This window comes from Acinetobacter sp. UBA2581 (assembly GCF_002339435.1).
In the GTDB taxonomy this organism is placed as follows: Bacteria; Pseudomonadota; Gammaproteobacteria; order Pseudomonadales; family Moraxellaceae; genus Acinetobacter; species Acinetobacter variabilis.
In genome coordinates this window covers 1-15,163 of sequence record NZ_DDLD01000020.1, presented here as the reverse complement: position 1 = coordinate 15,163, position 15,163 = coordinate 1, and the positions used below count along the sequence as shown (strand labels likewise).

Sequence of the window (15,163 nt, the reverse complement as noted above, 5' to 3'; positions counted from 1 at the left end):
ATTAATCATCCTTATTTACAGATTGTTGTTGGTGTTCACCGAGTAATTTTGCCACCCAAACCACCAGAATCAGGATTGGAATCCCGATTAAAGTGGTCATCAGGAAGAAATTCGGATAACCGATATTGGTCACTATAGTACCTGAATATCCACCTAAAATCTTAGGGGTTAAAGTCATGAGTGAGCTAAAAATAGCATACTGAACAGCGGTAAAGGACACACTGGTCAGACTGGACAGGAAAGCAATAAAGGCTGCACCTGCGAGACCTGCAGCCAGATTATCGACAATAATTGCAAAATACAGCCACCATGAACTATAAGGTTTAATCACTTTACCCTGAATTTCGACATTCTCACCAGTTCCAATTGTAATTGGCTGAACATCGATATCCATCGGATTGGCTTGGGTCTGCGACAAGTCCACAGCATATGAATGCTGCTGGGCAACTATCGGATGCTCTTGCTGCATTAAGCTTGCATTGATTTGCTTCACAGGTGCAGCAATCAGTTTTTCGGCAGGAATAGCAGCACTAAAGACACGTCTTTCATCCAGCTTGGCTTCGAATTTATCGCCATTCAGCTCTAATACAATTTTTTGCTCTGCAGTTAAATCCGGCCCTAGATACTGACCGCGAACCACGATGCTATTTTCCTGTTCATTGGCACTGATCAGATTATCTGTGGTAACAGGCAGAAGCTGTAATTGTGCTGCTTTCGAATCATTCTGTTGCAGATAAGGCAGGTTGACTTGTACTGCATCTGCCGGATGATTCAGATAATGTGCACGAACCTGAATCTGTTCGGCCTCTTTAAAAGCAGTATTGGGTACATTCAGTTTCCAATAACCGACTTCATCTGTATCTGCCCGAAAGGTTTGCTGACCTACCTGAACTTCGACCTGCCCCAGCTTTTCACCAGACTTCACTAAGCCAATAAAAATCAGATTGGTTGAACAGGCCAGAATCGCGCCTACAAACATCAGTTTCATGATGTTCATTTTCTGGGCCAGCAAGCCACCTAAAAAACCGCCAAGCAAGGAGAAAATTACCCCATACACTTTCACAGCTTCAGCAATCTGCTCCTTGCTAAAATTTAGATCCTGATAAAACACATTGGAAATCACACCGGCAATAATATCGGAGACCCGATAGAAACCGATCAACAATAACAACACCAAAGCCAGCTTTAAGCCATAGCGATCAAAGAAATCTGCTACGGGATTGACCCAGGTTTCGAATGCCATCTGCTTATTCACAGCACCCATTTTGACCAGAATCGTACCCACACTGAAAGCAACAGCACCTGACCCGATAAAGCGTAAAGCCTCAAAACAGAACAAGGCAAAAGTATCCTGAATTGCCCACTGTTCAGTGATACTCGATACCAAGTCACCGGAATAGACATAACTCAGCACAAAACTGATGACAGCTACGAAAAACACGCCAACCAAGCGGAAATAATCACTGCGCTGGTAATCTTTACGTATCCGATCCACCTGAGGCTCACGGATGACCAGTGTAGTAATAATCCCAACCAGCATAACCGCTGCCATCGCCAGATAAGTCCATTTCCAGGCATCATAGATATAATTGCCTTTGGCCGTGCCTAAATATGCCGCCAGAAACAGAGCTCCAGCGCCAGCCACAATCATCCCGATCCGGTAACCCGCATTATAGGTCGATGCCAGTACGGTCTGCATCTGAGTTTCGGCCAGCTCAATACGATAGGCATCAATGACAATATCCTGCGTTGCAGCCGAGAATCCCAGCAGGACTGCACCTAGTGCCATCTGCTGTAAATGTGCCTGCCCCAATGCTGGATCTGAAAAAGCCATAATTGAAATCGCAGTTACAATCAGGATCTGAGCAATCAATAGCCAGGCGCGCCGGCGACCCAAAGCTTTGGTCAGAAATGGGAGAGGTAATTCATCAATCAATGGCGCCCAGACAAACTTAAATGAATAGCCTAGTGCAGCCCAGCTAAAAAAAGTCACCGCACTTTTACTGATTCCGGCTTCACCGAGCCATAAAGACAAACTGGAAAAGATCAAAAGAATCGGGACACCGGCTGAAAATCCGAGAAACAGCATGATCAGGGCACGTCGATCCAGAAATGCTGTAAATGCGGATTTCCAACCCGTCGTTTGTGTTGTCATTGCTTTGTTATTTTCCACGAAAACCAATTGCTGCTATTCAATCCTTTAATAACGTATCTTTCAACAAAATTTATATATTTCTCGCATACCCGATTTTTTATTTTGTGGCAAAACTGACATGTTGGCTTGAATTTTTCAAGTAAATCTGTATACCTTAAACCTTATCCACGTCATATTTCGTTTTGGACTTTCAACAGTGACTCAGAGACTCGATCAAATTCATTCTTCAATTTCAAGTAATACAACTATATCTCAACAAAACATCAGCTCCGACCTACTTATCTCAGCCTTTGAACAAAGCGAAATTACACCAACCCTTGAAAAGACATGCCTGAAACCGGCACAACTGACGCGTATTGCCGATCCGGATAAAATCCCGGCATCGACCAAGCGAATCAAGCCTTTAAATAATTTTCTAGGCCAGGACCGTGCCCGTGCTTCGGTTGAAGCCGGTATTGCCCTGCCATATTCAGGCTATAACATCTTTGCGGTGGGTACAGCAGGACTCGGCAAACGCACTATGGTAAAGCGTTTGTTGCAACAGCATGCCAAAACCATGCAAACGCCTAATGACTGGGTCTATGTCAATAATTTTCAGAATCCTCGTCAGCCTATCGCACTCGAATTTCCAGCCGGTCAGGGACCCAAGTTTCAGACGATGCTGCATCAAAGCTGGCAATCCATTCTAAAACAGCTGGAGCGCCGTTTTACTGCAGAAAGCTATCACAACCGGATTGAAATGATTCGTCAGGAAACGGGTGATGAACAGCAACTCGCACTGATCGAATTGACCCGTGAAGGTGAAGAACTCGATCTGAAATTGATTTCTCGCAATGATGAACATTGTTTTGTACCGATTCATCTGAAAGATGACAAAGTACAGGAAATGTCTCAGGAAGATTTGAATGCTTTAAGCAATAAAGATCGTGCTGAAATCGCGTCAAACATGCGTTACATGGACAAGAAACTGGAACGCCTGGGCCTTCATTTGGGCGATCTGGAAGATGATGCGCGTGACCGTGTTCAAGTGCTGAATCGTGATATTGCCAAACAGGTAGTGATGCCACGCGTTGAGCAGATGCTGACTAAATTCAAGCATGTCAAAGGTCTGGAACAATATCTGAAGCAATATGCTGAAGACATTATTAATAATGTTGAAATTGTACTGGAACAGGAAGAAGACGATTTTACCCCTGCCCAGTTCAGCCGCGTACCAGCGCGCTTCCAGGCCAATGTGATCGTCACCCATAAGCCAAATAGCGCTGCACCCGTTATTTTTGAAGATTTCCCGACGCATTACAATCTATTGGGTCATGTAGAACAGCTGACCCAAAATGGCACCATTACTACAGATTTCACGCTGATCCGTCCCGGCTCCTTGCATAATGCCAATGGCGGTTTCCTGATGCTTGAAGCTGAACAGTTACTGGAACAACCTTATGCATGGCAAGGTTTGAAACGTGCCTTGAAATCTGGGCATCTCAAGCTTTCATCTTTAGAGCATATGCTGACTCTCACCGGTAGCATTTCCATTGAACCAGCTTCTATTCCGCTGAATATCAAAGTAGTGCTGCTGGCAGAGCCAGAAATTTATTATGAAATTCTGGAACTTGAACCAGAACTAGGCAGCATCTTTAAAATCCGTGCTGATTTTACCGATACCTTGCAACGTAATGAAGAAAATGAGCAAGCCTATATGCAGCTCATTGCTGACTATGTGCAATCAGATAAATTATTACCATTTGACCGTTCTGCATTATCTGCCCTGCTGACCGATTCAAGTCGTCAGGCTGAAGATCAGAGTTCCCTGTCACTACATGCATTAACGCTGGGCGACCTGATTCGTGAAGCACATCATCATGCATTCGAAGCGGGTGATAAGATGGTGTCAGAAAAGCATATCAATACCGCACTGGATCATCGTAAATATCGCTTAGGCTATTTACGTGAGCTATTCTGGCAAGATCTGACCCGTGGCACTCAACTGATTGAAACTCGCGGTCATCGTCTAGGCCAAATCAATGCGCTGTCTGTGATTCATTATGCAGATGTTGAATTTGGTCTACCTTCACGCTTAACTGCTTCTGTATATCAAGGTGGCGGTGATATTCTGGATATCGAACGTAGTGTAGAACTTGGCGGTTCTTTGCATGCTAAGGGCGTGCTATTGATGGCCTCTTTTCTAAAAGCCCATTTTGGTCGTGAACAGACCCTGCACTTCTCTGCCGCTTTAGCTTTCGAACAAAGCTATGGTCAGGTGGATGGTGACAGCGCGACAGTTGCTGAACTTTCAGCGCTGATTTCTGCGATTAGTCAGTTACCGATTGACCAGTCCTGGGCGATTACCGGTTCTATGAACCAGCTTGGTCAGGTACAACCGATTGGTGGAGTTAATGCAAAAATTGAAGGTTTCTTCGATGCCTGTAAGCTGCAAGGCCTGACAGGTAAGCAGGGTGTGATTATCCCACGACAAAACATGCAGCATCTGATGTTACGTAAAGATGTTATTGCTGCAGTCGAAGAAGGTCAGTTCCATATTCATGCCATTGATAATATCGCGCAGGCTTTGGAAATTCTGATGGCACGTCCGGTCGGGACTATGGACAAGAAAGGCCGTTATAGCAAAAACTCGATCTTTGCTGCTGTGATGGAACAACTCGAATACTGGCAAGCCATTGAAGATGGTGCCGAGTTTGAGGAAGAACCTAAGAAAAAGAAAAAAAAGAAGAAAAAGAAAAAAGATAAGGCGCCTATAAAGGAAGTTCTGACCGATCCAGATACCTTAGCTGAGGCCTTGGTTGCTGAATCAAAAGAACTGGAAAAATCTGAGGATCAGGCAGAAGATTAATTCTGCCCCCCTCCTCACTATTCACCCATAAAAAAAGCGCTTCTTTCGGAAGCGCTTTTTCATATCTATCAGTTTAATCCAAGGATTAAGCTTCAGGTGCTGGACTGTATTGCTCTACTAAAGGCTGTAATTCACCTTTTTGGAACATTTCTAGGATGATGTCACTACCACCGATCAATTCACCATTGATCCAAAGTTGTGGGAATGTCGGCCAGTTCGCAATTTGTGGCAAAGTTGCACGAATATCTGGGTTTTCCAGAATATTAACATAAGCAAATGGACGACCAATTTGACTGAGTGCTTCTACCGCACGTGCAGAAAAACCACATTGTGGAAATTGTGGTGTGCCTTTCATATAAAGAAGTACTGCGTGCTTGGCAATTTGGTCACGAATTAACGCTTCGGTATCGCGTGCTTGTTCAGTCATTGATAAATCCTCAACTAATCTGTCTCGCATTATACCCAAAACAGAGAAAAACAGTACGTCTAAAGTAATAAATCCATTTTTATTTACAATTACCCTTTAAATCTGACCAAGTTTTTGCTTATATAAGTTTTTCTTTCCACCTAACAGTAAAGAGTTAGTCATGAACAATATTACCCTCGCTCCGGTACAAACTGATCAACCTTCACATTTGATGCCAGTCTTTGGTCGTCAACCGATCAGCTTTGTCCGAGGACGAGGTGCATATCTTTATACCGAAGATGGTACAGAGTATTTAGATGCCTTAACTGGGATCGCCGTTTGCGGTTTGGGTCATGCTCATCCAGTGATTGCTGAAGCAATTGCGGAACAGGCTGCAACCCTGATTCATACCAGTAACCTGTTTGAAGTGCCTTGGCAAACTGCTGCTGCACAGAAACTGGCTGAAGTCGCTGGCATGGAAGAAGTTTTCTTCTCCAACAGTGGTGCAGAATCCAATGAAGGTGCGATCAAAATTGCGCGTAAATTCGGTCATATGCAAGGCATTGCAACACCAAAAATTATTGTAGCTGACAAGTCTTTCCATGGCCGTACGCTGGCAACCCTGTCTGCAACAGGTAACAAAAAAGTTCAACAAGGCTTTGGCCCATTGGTTGAAGGCTTTATTCGTGTACCTTTTGGTGATATTGAAGCCATTGAAGAAGCTGCAATTAACCATCCGGATATCGTGGCTATTCTGGTTGAACCGATCCAAGGTGAAGGTGGTGTCAATACAGCACCGCAAGGCTTTAGTTACCTGGAAGAAATCCGTCAGATCTGTAATCAGCACAACTGGTTGATGATGCTGGATGAAGTACAAACAGGTAATGGCCGTACCGGTAAATATTTTGCTTATCAGCACACCAATATTGTGCCCGACGTATTGACGACTGCTAAAGGTCTGGGCAATGGCTTCCCAATTGGTGCCGTGATGACTCAAGGTCGTGGTGTCGGTGTTTTAACTGCGGGGAATCACGGTTCGACTTATAGCGGTACTGCATTGGGTTCACGCGTGGTTTATACCATCATCGATATTATGCAAAAAGAAAATATCGTAGCCAATGCCGCTGAAAAAGGTGCATATATTGTTGAGCAGTTACGTAACCATCTTGCAGATCATCAAGTGACTGTACGCGGATTCGGTCTGATGATTGGGATTGAGTTGCCTAAAGACTGTGGTGAGCTGGTGGATATTGCACGCGATGAATACAAAACCATTATCAACGTGACTGCAGGTAATGTCGTTCGTCTGTTGCCTACCCTGAATATTACACAGGAACAGGCCGATCAACTGATCGAGCGTTTAGTGAAAATGATCAAGGCCTACCTTGCTTAAGTCTATCTTGAAAAACAAAAAAGCCGCTTTAAAGCGGCTTTTTTGTTTATAGGGAATTTATGATGCGACTTGCAACAAACGCCCACCAGAGATCTGGCTAAAATATTGTTTCAATGCATCCAGACAGCGCAGGACTTTAGTCGGTTGCTGTTCTCGATTAGGCATAACTGCATAAAGGGTGACTGGCGGAAGTTTCCATTCAGGCAAGACTTCAATCAGTGAACCATTTAATAAATCTTTTTTAACATCAAGATATAAAATCTTGGCAACCCCGTTGCCTTGCAGACACATGGCTTTTGCAACCAAGCTGTTATTGGTACTAAAGCGTGAGCTTAGTTCAAATTCAACCTTTTCTGTGCTATGCACATGCTGAAAACTGAAATTCTGATGATTTTTAATATGCGTTAAAGGCAAAACATCATGGTGTTTCAGGTCTTCAGGACGCGAGATAATTGCGGTCTGGTTAATATAGCTTGGCGCAGCAACAAGAATCTGTTCAATCTGCATTAATGGCACAACCTGAAGGTTGTGGTCATCATCGTTCTGGTCAAATCGCAGGGCAATATCAATACGCCCTTCCAACAAATCAACCTCATGATTGTTTGTTTCCAGGTGGACTGTCAGGCCACGGTGTGCGGACATCCAGTGAGAAAGTGCAGGAATCACATGATTCGCACACACTTCCGGTAAGGATACAATACGAAGTTCACCAACAAGATCGTCACGTAACTCGTTAATGCGAACCTTTCCACGCTCAGCAGCAGACAACATTTCCTGGCAGCTGTGAAAAAAAGCTTGTCCCGCTTCGGTCAGACTTAATTTTCTCGTAGAACGATTTAGAAGTACAACTTCCATATCCTGTTCCAAAGAGCGAATTTGTTGACTCACGGCGCTGGTTGTAATCCCTAACTCACGTGCAGCACCGCTAAACGAGTTCTTTTCCACAACACAAGCAAAGACACCCATTGCTCGAAGTTGATCTAACATAAATTCCCCTCTAAACTTATGAGATGCTTCATCTTTTGATAAAAGCAACTCATTGTATTATACGGTGAAATTTACGTTTTGCATTATTTATTTAATTATTTGGTAAAACTGTTGTTGGATTAATCGGTTTTCCGTCCAAGCGAACCTGAAACTCAAGCATAGTGCGGGTTGTACCAGTCGCCCCCATCTCGGCAATTTTTTGACCAGCCGTTACATTTTGGCCACTTTTCACGCTTAATTTGCTGTTATGCGCATAAGCGGTGATATAGCCATTAATATGTTTAACTAGTACCAGATTACCATATTCCTTCAGGCCATCTGCTGCGTATACCACCTGCCCATCTGCTGCAGCAAAGACCGGATCTCCGACATTACCGCCATAACGGGTACCTTTGATATTTGCGGCCAGATCATAGTTTTGTAATACCGGACCATTTGATGGCTTGACCCAACGTAATCCTGCTGCTGTCGATACTGGGGTAATCGGTGCGGAAGTAGTGGTGGCAGGTTTTGGCGTAGTCTTAACAGTTGTTGGAGCGGGAGTGGTTGGCGCTGGAATCGCAATCGTTTGACGCTGAATCGGTGAAGCTTGGGTAACAGGTTGAGTCGCTGTAGTACGGCGAGCGGTAGTGTTATTTTTCAGGCGAATCGACTGACCCACATAAATACGATACGGCGGAGCAATATCATTCATCTCTGCCACACTGATATAGCTCAGACCATAACGTGCAGCAATGCCACTCAAAGTATCCCCAGAGCGTACCGTATAGAAGTCAGGCGCTGCGGCATAGCGGGTCATATTATTGACCTGAGGTTTAGTGGCACAACCAGTAATAATCATTGTGGAAACAACCACAGTGGACAAAACCAGAGTTTTGATGAAGCTGGATGGTGAAGCATGAATGAAGTATTTCGGTGACACCAAGGACATTATCTTCCTCTCTAACATCTATACGGTTGCAAAAACCCAGTAAGATTAGCAAAGTTTTACTACAATATACTTGTAAGCTTTCATTTTTCACAAACTTATAACATTCATTAGATTTTATTTAGAATCTGGGCTTGCAAAGTGTGAAGTGTGTCATAGTTTGTGGCATCCATCTGAATTGGCGTCACGCTTACATAGCCATTGGCAATTGCAAAAAAGTCTGACTCGATTTCAGTTCCTTTATGTTTTGGCATTGTGACTGCTTCACCCGATAGCCCAATCCAGTAAACCTGGCGACCACGTGGATCTACATGACTGGTAATCGGCTTGGACTGGCTACGACGTCCCTGAAAGGTCACTTTAGTTCCTTTCAGCTCAGCCATATCAGGAATATTCACATTAAAAATATGACGATCAGGCAAAGTCGGCAAACCTGCCGCAATAAAATCATGTACCCATTGCGCTGCAATGCGATAATCTTCTGGCAAGGTATAAGATCGAACGTTTTGCCCACATAGAGAAACTGCCAATGCAGGTTGTTTGGCCAGACGGCCTTCAAATGCAGCCCCCACCGTCCCTGAGTACAGCACATCATCTCCCAGATTGGCACCACTGTTAATGCCGCTGACCACCAGATCGAATTCAACATCAAATAAGCCGTTCATGGCCAGATAGACACAGTCAGCCGGCGTGCCATTAACCGCCCATACATCGGGAGAAATCTGGATCGGTCTTAATGGTCGGTCTAAAGTCAGTGCACTGGAAAATCCGCTACGTTCACTTTCTGGGGCTACCACCACAACGCGTCCTAAAGGTCTCAAGGCTTGCGCCATTGCCTGTATACCCGGTGCAAAAACGCCATCATCATTGGAAATTAATATATTCACTGCAAAATCTCGTTGAGCTAAAAAAATGACTCACTAGGACATTTCATTGTATTAGTTCAGGAATTATATATATTTGTAGCACGATATCCATTAATACATATGGCTTAAGATGATGAAAAAATTCTCTCTTTGGGGTGCTTTGGCTTTAAGTTTGGCAACTTTTGTTTCTCCTGCAGTTATTGCCAATGATTTGACAGCTGAAGAAAATGACATGATCGTGAAAGAAGATGTTGCGTCTGCACAGGTAATGATCGAAGTATGTCCAGGCATTATTGGGCAGAATGCAAAATTCGATACAACGATTCAGCAGCTGATTCAATCTTATCTAAAAGAATACTCTGACAAATCGATGACATATCAAAAGCTTCAGGCAGACAGTGAATACAAGACTGTGCTTGAAGAAGCACGTCAAGGCGCAAAACAGACTGCAAAAGACGAACAAAAAACAGCGTGTGAAGATGTTTTAGCCTATCAGGAATAAGGTTTTTCTCGCTGAAATGAGACGATGCCAGCATCGTCTTTTTTCTCTTACACATTTCTTCATAATTCTACAGCTTCACTACATTTCCCCTCTTTTCAATTTTAAAAATATCTTTAAGCTAACAAATTATTGTTCTACATGTAATTTTTGAGTTTTTTGATGAAACATACATTAATTAAAAGTTTAAGTTTATCTGTTGTTGCTGGTATGACACTTTGGGGCAGCTCGGTTTATGCAGCAAATGAAAATATTGAAGTCACCCCAAGCCAGGAAATTACCAAGCAAGAATTGGCTGCGATTTATGTCCTTTCTGAAATTTGCCCAAGCATGGTCAAAGACAAAGCAAAATTCAATCAGGGTTATAACCAGCTCGTGACTGAATATTTGCCGGGTCAAAAAAATCCGGTTGAACGCCTGAACCAGATGGTAAAACAGTCAGATTTCCGTAACATTCTGGCCGAAGCACAGAGCGACGCCAAAAAGGCTGGCAAGAAAAAGAATCAGGCCATTTGCAATGAGTTGGTGAGCTACAGTAAATAATCCACTTTTTGAGTGATTGCTTACAATACTTTTGAAATAACCCCGGGTTTCCCATAGAAGTCAGCCTAGCTTTGTCCTAAAATGCTAGGCTCTTCGTGCTTACATCAAGATATTGGAACCCACTAGAAATGACCCAAAAAACTGCCCTTGCTGCATTATTATTAATTCCTAGTTTTAGCTTTGCAGCAACTGTCTTATCTGCACCACCAGAATTGAATAATAAATCTTATGTGCTAATGGACTACGAGACAGGGCAAATTCTCGCATCAAAAAATGAAAATGAAAAATTAGCCCCTGCTTCAATGACCAAGATGATGACCAGTTACATCATCGAGCAGAAGTTATTAAGTGGTGAGCTGACTGAAGATGAACAGGTTCGCATGAATGAATCTGCATGGTGCCGTGGTAGCAGTGCAGAATCATGTATGTATGTGCCTTTAAATGGTACGGCGACTGCACTAGAAATGTTGCGCGGAATTATTATCCAATCTGGTAACGATGCGTCTAAAGCGATGGCTGAACATATTGCAGGGAACGAGGGTACCTTTGCACATATGATGAACCAGGAAGCGAAACGGATCGGCATGACCAATACCAGCTTCATCAACTCGACTGGTATGCCAGCTGAAGGCCATTATTCGACTGCGAAAGATATGGCAACTTTGGCTCAGCACATCATCAAAGACAGTTCAAAATACTATCCAATTTACTCTGAAAAAGAGTTTACTTTTAACGGAATTAAGCAAGGTAACCGTAATGCCCTGCTCTATACTGATCCAAGTGTAGATGGTTTGAAAACTGGTCACACCGATGAAGCCGGTTACTGCTTAACGACTTCTTCAAAACGTGGTCCGACTCGTCTGATTTCAGTGATTTTCGGTGCACCAACCATGAATGAACGTGCATCACAAACACGTGAACTTCTGGCTTGGGGTTATGCAAACTTTGAAACCAAAAATGTTCAGCCAGCTAAACAGGTTCTAGCCAAGTCTAAAGTCTGGTTTGGTAAGGAAAATGAAGTTCAGATCGGTCTTGCAGAAAACTTTAACGTGACTATGCCTAAAGGTCAGGCCAATGCCATTAAAACTCAATTGGTCGTTCAGCCTAAACTGACTGCACCTTTACAACCAGGTCAAGTCGTAGGTAAATATGTGGCGACTTTAAACGGCAAAGTGATTGCTGAGAAACCACTTGTTGCACTAAAAGCAGTTGAAGAAGCTGGTTTCTTTGCTCGTATGCTGGATCATATCAAACAATTTTTTAGTAACCTGTTCTAATATTTATTATCAATATTAGATCTTACTAAAGCGAAAGCACATATTCATCGAATGTGTGCTTTTTTATTTTATAATACTTATAAACTTTCAGGATGATACTGACATGAGCCAAAACATTCGCCCTTATCTGGATACTCGCCCGCAAGTCGCTGACTCCTGTTATATCGATCCGATGGCGGTGGTCGTAGGTGATGTTGTTTTAGGCGAAAATGTATCTGTATGGCCTTTTGCTGTAATTCGTGGTGATGTGAATCATATTCGTATTGGCAAGAATTCGAATGTACAGGATCATTCCATGTTGCATGTGAGTCATAAAAAGGCGGATAAACCTGAAGGTTCACCACTGATTATTGGTGAAGATGTGACAATTGGTCATCATGTAAAATTACATGGCTGTACCATCGGTAATCGTGTTTTAGTGGGTATCGGTACAATTATTCTGGATGATGTAGTTGTTGAAGATGATGTGATGATTGGAGCAGGTTCACTGGTACCACCGAATAAGGTATTAGAAAGTGGATACTTGTATGTAGGCAGTCCAGTCAAAAAAGTGCGTCCACTGACTGAGAAGGAAATAGCTTTCTTGCCTTATTCAGCACAGAATTATGTGAAAGTCTCAGGTCATTACAAATAAATCGACAAACTAAGGCTACTTTATGTAGCCTTATCTTAATTAAGGAATAACCACATAATCGTTCTTAAAACTATTGGCTTCAAAGTCTCCCTCTACTAGATGCACAAATTTCTGGTCAATCTTGTTCAGTTCTAAGCAATCATCCACATCAATCACGGCATCGGTATGAGGTTTAAACCAAGTTTTTTCAATGGCCAGCTTGCCTTGTGCTTTAGCCTCAGTCTTATTTTTTGCAGCAACTACCAGATATTTATGGATTTCACCAAATTGATCTGGCACATAAGCACCCAGATTGATCAGGAATAGTTTTAAATCCTGTTTTACAGGTATGTCCGTCACCTGAACCTGATAATTCAGATCCTGATAGTTGACACCATTGATCGTCATCCAACCATCGACATGCAGGCCTTTTTGTAAACCAAACCATTGCTGCTTCAAATATGGGAAAGCTGTCTTAATATCTGAACTAATGACCGGAATTACGTCATGTACTTCTACATTGGCTTTTTCATGCTTTCCGCCCAATAAAGCAATGTAGAGCTTGAGTTCAGACATAAAAAAATCCTTTAAAAGCAAAATAGAGAAGACTTTAGCCGCATAGTATAAATGAAACTTACTCGTTCCACTTCAAGTCAATCATCTCATATTCTTAAAATCCTGAAATTCACTTAAATCAGCATCAATACAGTGGATAAACAATCCTAATTTGATCTATTTTTAAGCAAGCTTATTTATATTAAAATAAGGTCCGAACTCCCCTTCTCTTATAAGTGAGTCACGCCAATGAAGTAAGTCTATTTTTCTCATCAACGATTATTTTTAGATTGATGTGCAAAATAGATCGTCTGGCTTGATCTTTTCTAGAAAAAAATCCCTTGTTTATTTTGTGCATCCTGTATTTATGAGGTTATTTATGACTCAACAGGTATGTGTAATATCCAATCTGACTTTGGAATTCCCGTCCAAAGTCATATTTCAGAATTTAAATTTTACCCTTCCTAAAGCTCAGGTCAGTGCTTTAATTGGCCGTAATGGACAAGGTAAGTCTTTGCTCATGCAGCTTTTGCATCAGACTCAGTATTCTACTCTACATTGCTCAGGTCAAGTTTCCTGGCAAATGCATCATGCCTATCTACCACAATTGCATCGGTTAAAGGCAGCCACAATTGCTGAAGCAATCGAAGTAAGTCAATTACATCGTGCTTTTAAAAATGTTGAACATGATACAGCCAGTTTTGAGGATTATAAGCTACTTGAAGACCACTGGCACTTGCCGCATGAATGGCAGCAACTGTTGAGTTCAGCGCAATTGCCCACCGATCTGGACTTTCCTGTGCAATATTTGAGTGAGGGCCAAAAGACCAAACTTGCTTTATGTAGCTTGTTCTTAAAGCCTGAATATTATTTATTGCTGGATGAGCCAAGCAACCATCTGGATCGTGAAGCACGGACATAGTTAATAGAGTATTTAAAGTTACATCCTGCTGGTGCGTTGATCATTAGTCATGACCGGACTTTACTAGATCAGGTTGATCATATTTATTATTTAAATGAGCATGGATTACAGCACACTACTGGAAACTATGCGGAGCTTTTTGAGCAATATCAGAAAAATGTCGCTTCACTCGAAAAGTCAATTCAGCAGAGTCAGCGTGATATTAAACAGATGAAGCACAAGCAACATGACGTTTTAATGAAAGCACAAAAGCGGGAACGTGCCGGAAACAAATTACGTGATTCGAATTCCCAAGCCAAAGTGCTTTTAGACTTTAAAAAGAAACAAGCTGGTCAAAGTATAGGTAAAGTTCAGGCACAGCACCAACGGCAAATTTCCAATGAACAATCTGAGTTAAAAGTTCAAAAGCAGCAACTTGAAAAGATAAAACCTCAGCTATTTCAATTTCCAGACCTTAAACTACAATCTGGTGAAATTCTGCGGGTTAAAGAGTTAAAGCTTCCTTTTGGTACTCCACAGCCTGTGAATCTTGCTTTAAGTGCAGCTGAAAAAATCCATATTGTAGGCCGAAACGGAAGTGGTAAATCCACTTTGCTGAAACTGGTCGCCCTACAAAAGCAGCAACCTCTCGATCAAATTTTTCTGGCACGAAGCTGTTTTTATCTGGATCAAAATTTTAGTTTTCTAAATGAGACACTAAGTGCAATTGAAAATTTAAGGCAGATAAATCCTGATATTCCGGAAGTGGAATGGCGTAATTTATTGGGCCAACTTAGAATTCGTGGTGATAAAGGTACTTATCCTTTGCCTCAGTTAAGTGGTGGTGAAAAACTCAAAGTAGTATTACTAGGTCTCAGCCAAGTCTCTCCTCACCCCAAACTTTTATTATTGGATGAGCCAGAAAATCATCTGGATATTGAGTCTAAAGCTTCGTTGGCAAGTGCAATTCGGTCTTATAAAGGCGCTGTGATTTTAGTTTCACACGATGAACAGTTTGTGCGTGATTGCGTGATCACTGAAGTGTTCAATATGAATGAATAATTTTGATTAAACTTATATACGTAAAAGCCACCTCAATGGGTGGCTGATCAATCATAGGAAATAAGCTTATTGTTTTGTAGCCACACCCTGAAAATATAAATTTAATAAGTAACCTGAGTTCGACATAAAA

At 42.3% G+C, this 15,163-nt stretch carries 12 protein-coding genes and 1 pseudogene; 7 read left to right on the top strand and 6 right to left on the bottom strand.

The features are described from left to right. Window position 1: 1 nt before the first annotated feature. Window positions 2–2,173, bottom strand: a complete 2,172-nt coding sequence (locus tag B3Q46_RS02345; RefSeq protein ID WP_414631434.1) for an AmpG family muropeptide MFS transporter — start codon at window positions 2,171–2,173, stop codon at window positions 2–4. Window positions 2,174–2,351: 178 nt separating this feature from the next. Here B3Q46_RS02345 and B3Q46_RS02340 point away from each other — a divergent pair, with 178 nt between their 5' ends. Then, a complete protein-coding gene (locus B3Q46_RS02340) occupies window positions 2,352–5,003 on the top strand; it encodes a Lon protease family protein (RefSeq protein ID WP_104426305.1) in 2,652 nt (883 codons plus the stop codon). Window positions 5,004–5,088: 85 nt separating this feature from the next. Here B3Q46_RS02340 and grxD read toward each other — a convergent pair whose 3' ends face one another. Beyond that, window positions 5,089–5,430 (bottom strand): Grx4 family monothiol glutaredoxin, encoded by a 342-nt coding sequence (gene grxD, locus B3Q46_RS02335; protein ID WP_004782624.1) that lies wholly within the window; start codon window positions 5,428–5,430, stop codon window positions 5,089–5,091. 160 nt (window positions 5,431–5,590) lie between these two features. Between grxD and B3Q46_RS02330 the strand changes: the two genes are divergently transcribed. After that, entirely contained in the window at window positions 5,591–6,802 is a 1,212-nt protein-coding gene (locus B3Q46_RS02330) for an aspartate aminotransferase family protein (RefSeq protein ID WP_104426306.1), read from the top strand. Window positions 6,803–6,859: 57 nt separating this feature from the next. Here the strand turns inward: B3Q46_RS02330 and B3Q46_RS02325 are convergent, their stop codons facing one another. The 3 genes from B3Q46_RS02325 to surE all read right to left on the bottom strand — a co-directional run bounded on the left by B3Q46_RS02325 (window position 6,860) and on the right by surE (window position 9,604). Then, window positions 6,860–7,789 carry a LysR family transcriptional regulator gene (locus B3Q46_RS02325; RefSeq protein WP_104426307.1) on the bottom strand — a complete coding sequence of 310 codons (930 nt, stop codon included), beginning with the start codon at window positions 7,787–7,789 and terminating at the stop codon, window positions 6,860–6,862. Between the two features lie 91 nt (window positions 7,790–7,880). Continuing rightward, on the bottom strand, window positions 7,881–8,720 hold the full coding sequence (locus B3Q46_RS02320) for a peptidoglycan DD-metalloendopeptidase family protein (protein WP_104426308.1): 840 nt from the start codon (window positions 8,718–8,720) through the stop codon (window positions 7,881–7,883). 107 nt (window positions 8,721–8,827) lie between these two features. Further along, complete coding sequence (surE, locus tag B3Q46_RS02315; RefSeq protein ID WP_104426309.1) at window positions 8,828–9,604, bottom strand: 5'/3'-nucleotidase SurE; 777 nt, start codon at window positions 9,602–9,604, stop codon at window positions 8,828–8,830. A 109-nt stretch (window positions 9,605–9,713) separates the two neighbouring features. Between surE and B3Q46_RS02310 the strand changes: the two genes are divergently transcribed. The 4 genes from B3Q46_RS02310 (at window position 9,714) to B3Q46_RS02295 (ending at window position 12,536) form a co-directional block, all read left to right on the top strand. Next, window positions 9,714–10,085, top strand: a complete 372-nt coding sequence (locus B3Q46_RS02310; RefSeq protein WP_166138880.1) for an MCR_0457 family protein — start codon at window positions 9,714–9,716, stop codon at window positions 10,083–10,085. A gap of 159 nt (window positions 10,086–10,244) precedes the next feature. Beyond that, window positions 10,245–10,625: an MCR_0457 family protein gene (locus B3Q46_RS02305; protein ID WP_004782633.1), complete on the top strand. Its 381-nt coding sequence runs from the start codon at window positions 10,245–10,247 to the stop codon at window positions 10,623–10,625. 128 nt (window positions 10,626–10,753) lie between these two features. Further along, entirely contained in the window at window positions 10,754–11,902 is a 1,149-nt protein-coding gene (dacC, locus tag B3Q46_RS02300) for a D-alanyl-D-alanine carboxypeptidase PBP5/6 (protein ID WP_004782636.1), read from the top strand. A 103-nt stretch (window positions 11,903–12,005) separates the two neighbouring features. Further along, window positions 12,006–12,536 (top strand): gamma carbonic anhydrase family protein, encoded by a 531-nt coding sequence (locus B3Q46_RS02295; protein ID WP_034170031.1) that lies wholly within the window; start codon window positions 12,006–12,008, stop codon window positions 12,534–12,536. 39 nt (window positions 12,537–12,575) lie between these two features. Here B3Q46_RS02295 and B3Q46_RS02290 read toward each other — a convergent pair whose 3' ends face one another. Beyond that, window positions 12,576–13,091 (bottom strand): DUF1543 domain-containing protein, encoded by a 516-nt coding sequence (locus B3Q46_RS02290; protein ID WP_005234992.1) that lies wholly within the window; start codon window positions 13,089–13,091, stop codon window positions 12,576–12,578. 358 nt (window positions 13,092–13,449) lie between these two features. Here B3Q46_RS02290 and B3Q46_RS02285 point away from each other — a divergent pair. After that, window positions 13,450–15,033 (top strand): annotated as a pseudogene (locus B3Q46_RS02285) (ATP-binding cassette domain-containing protein). The last annotated feature ends 130 nt before the right edge of the window (window positions 15,034–15,163 follow it).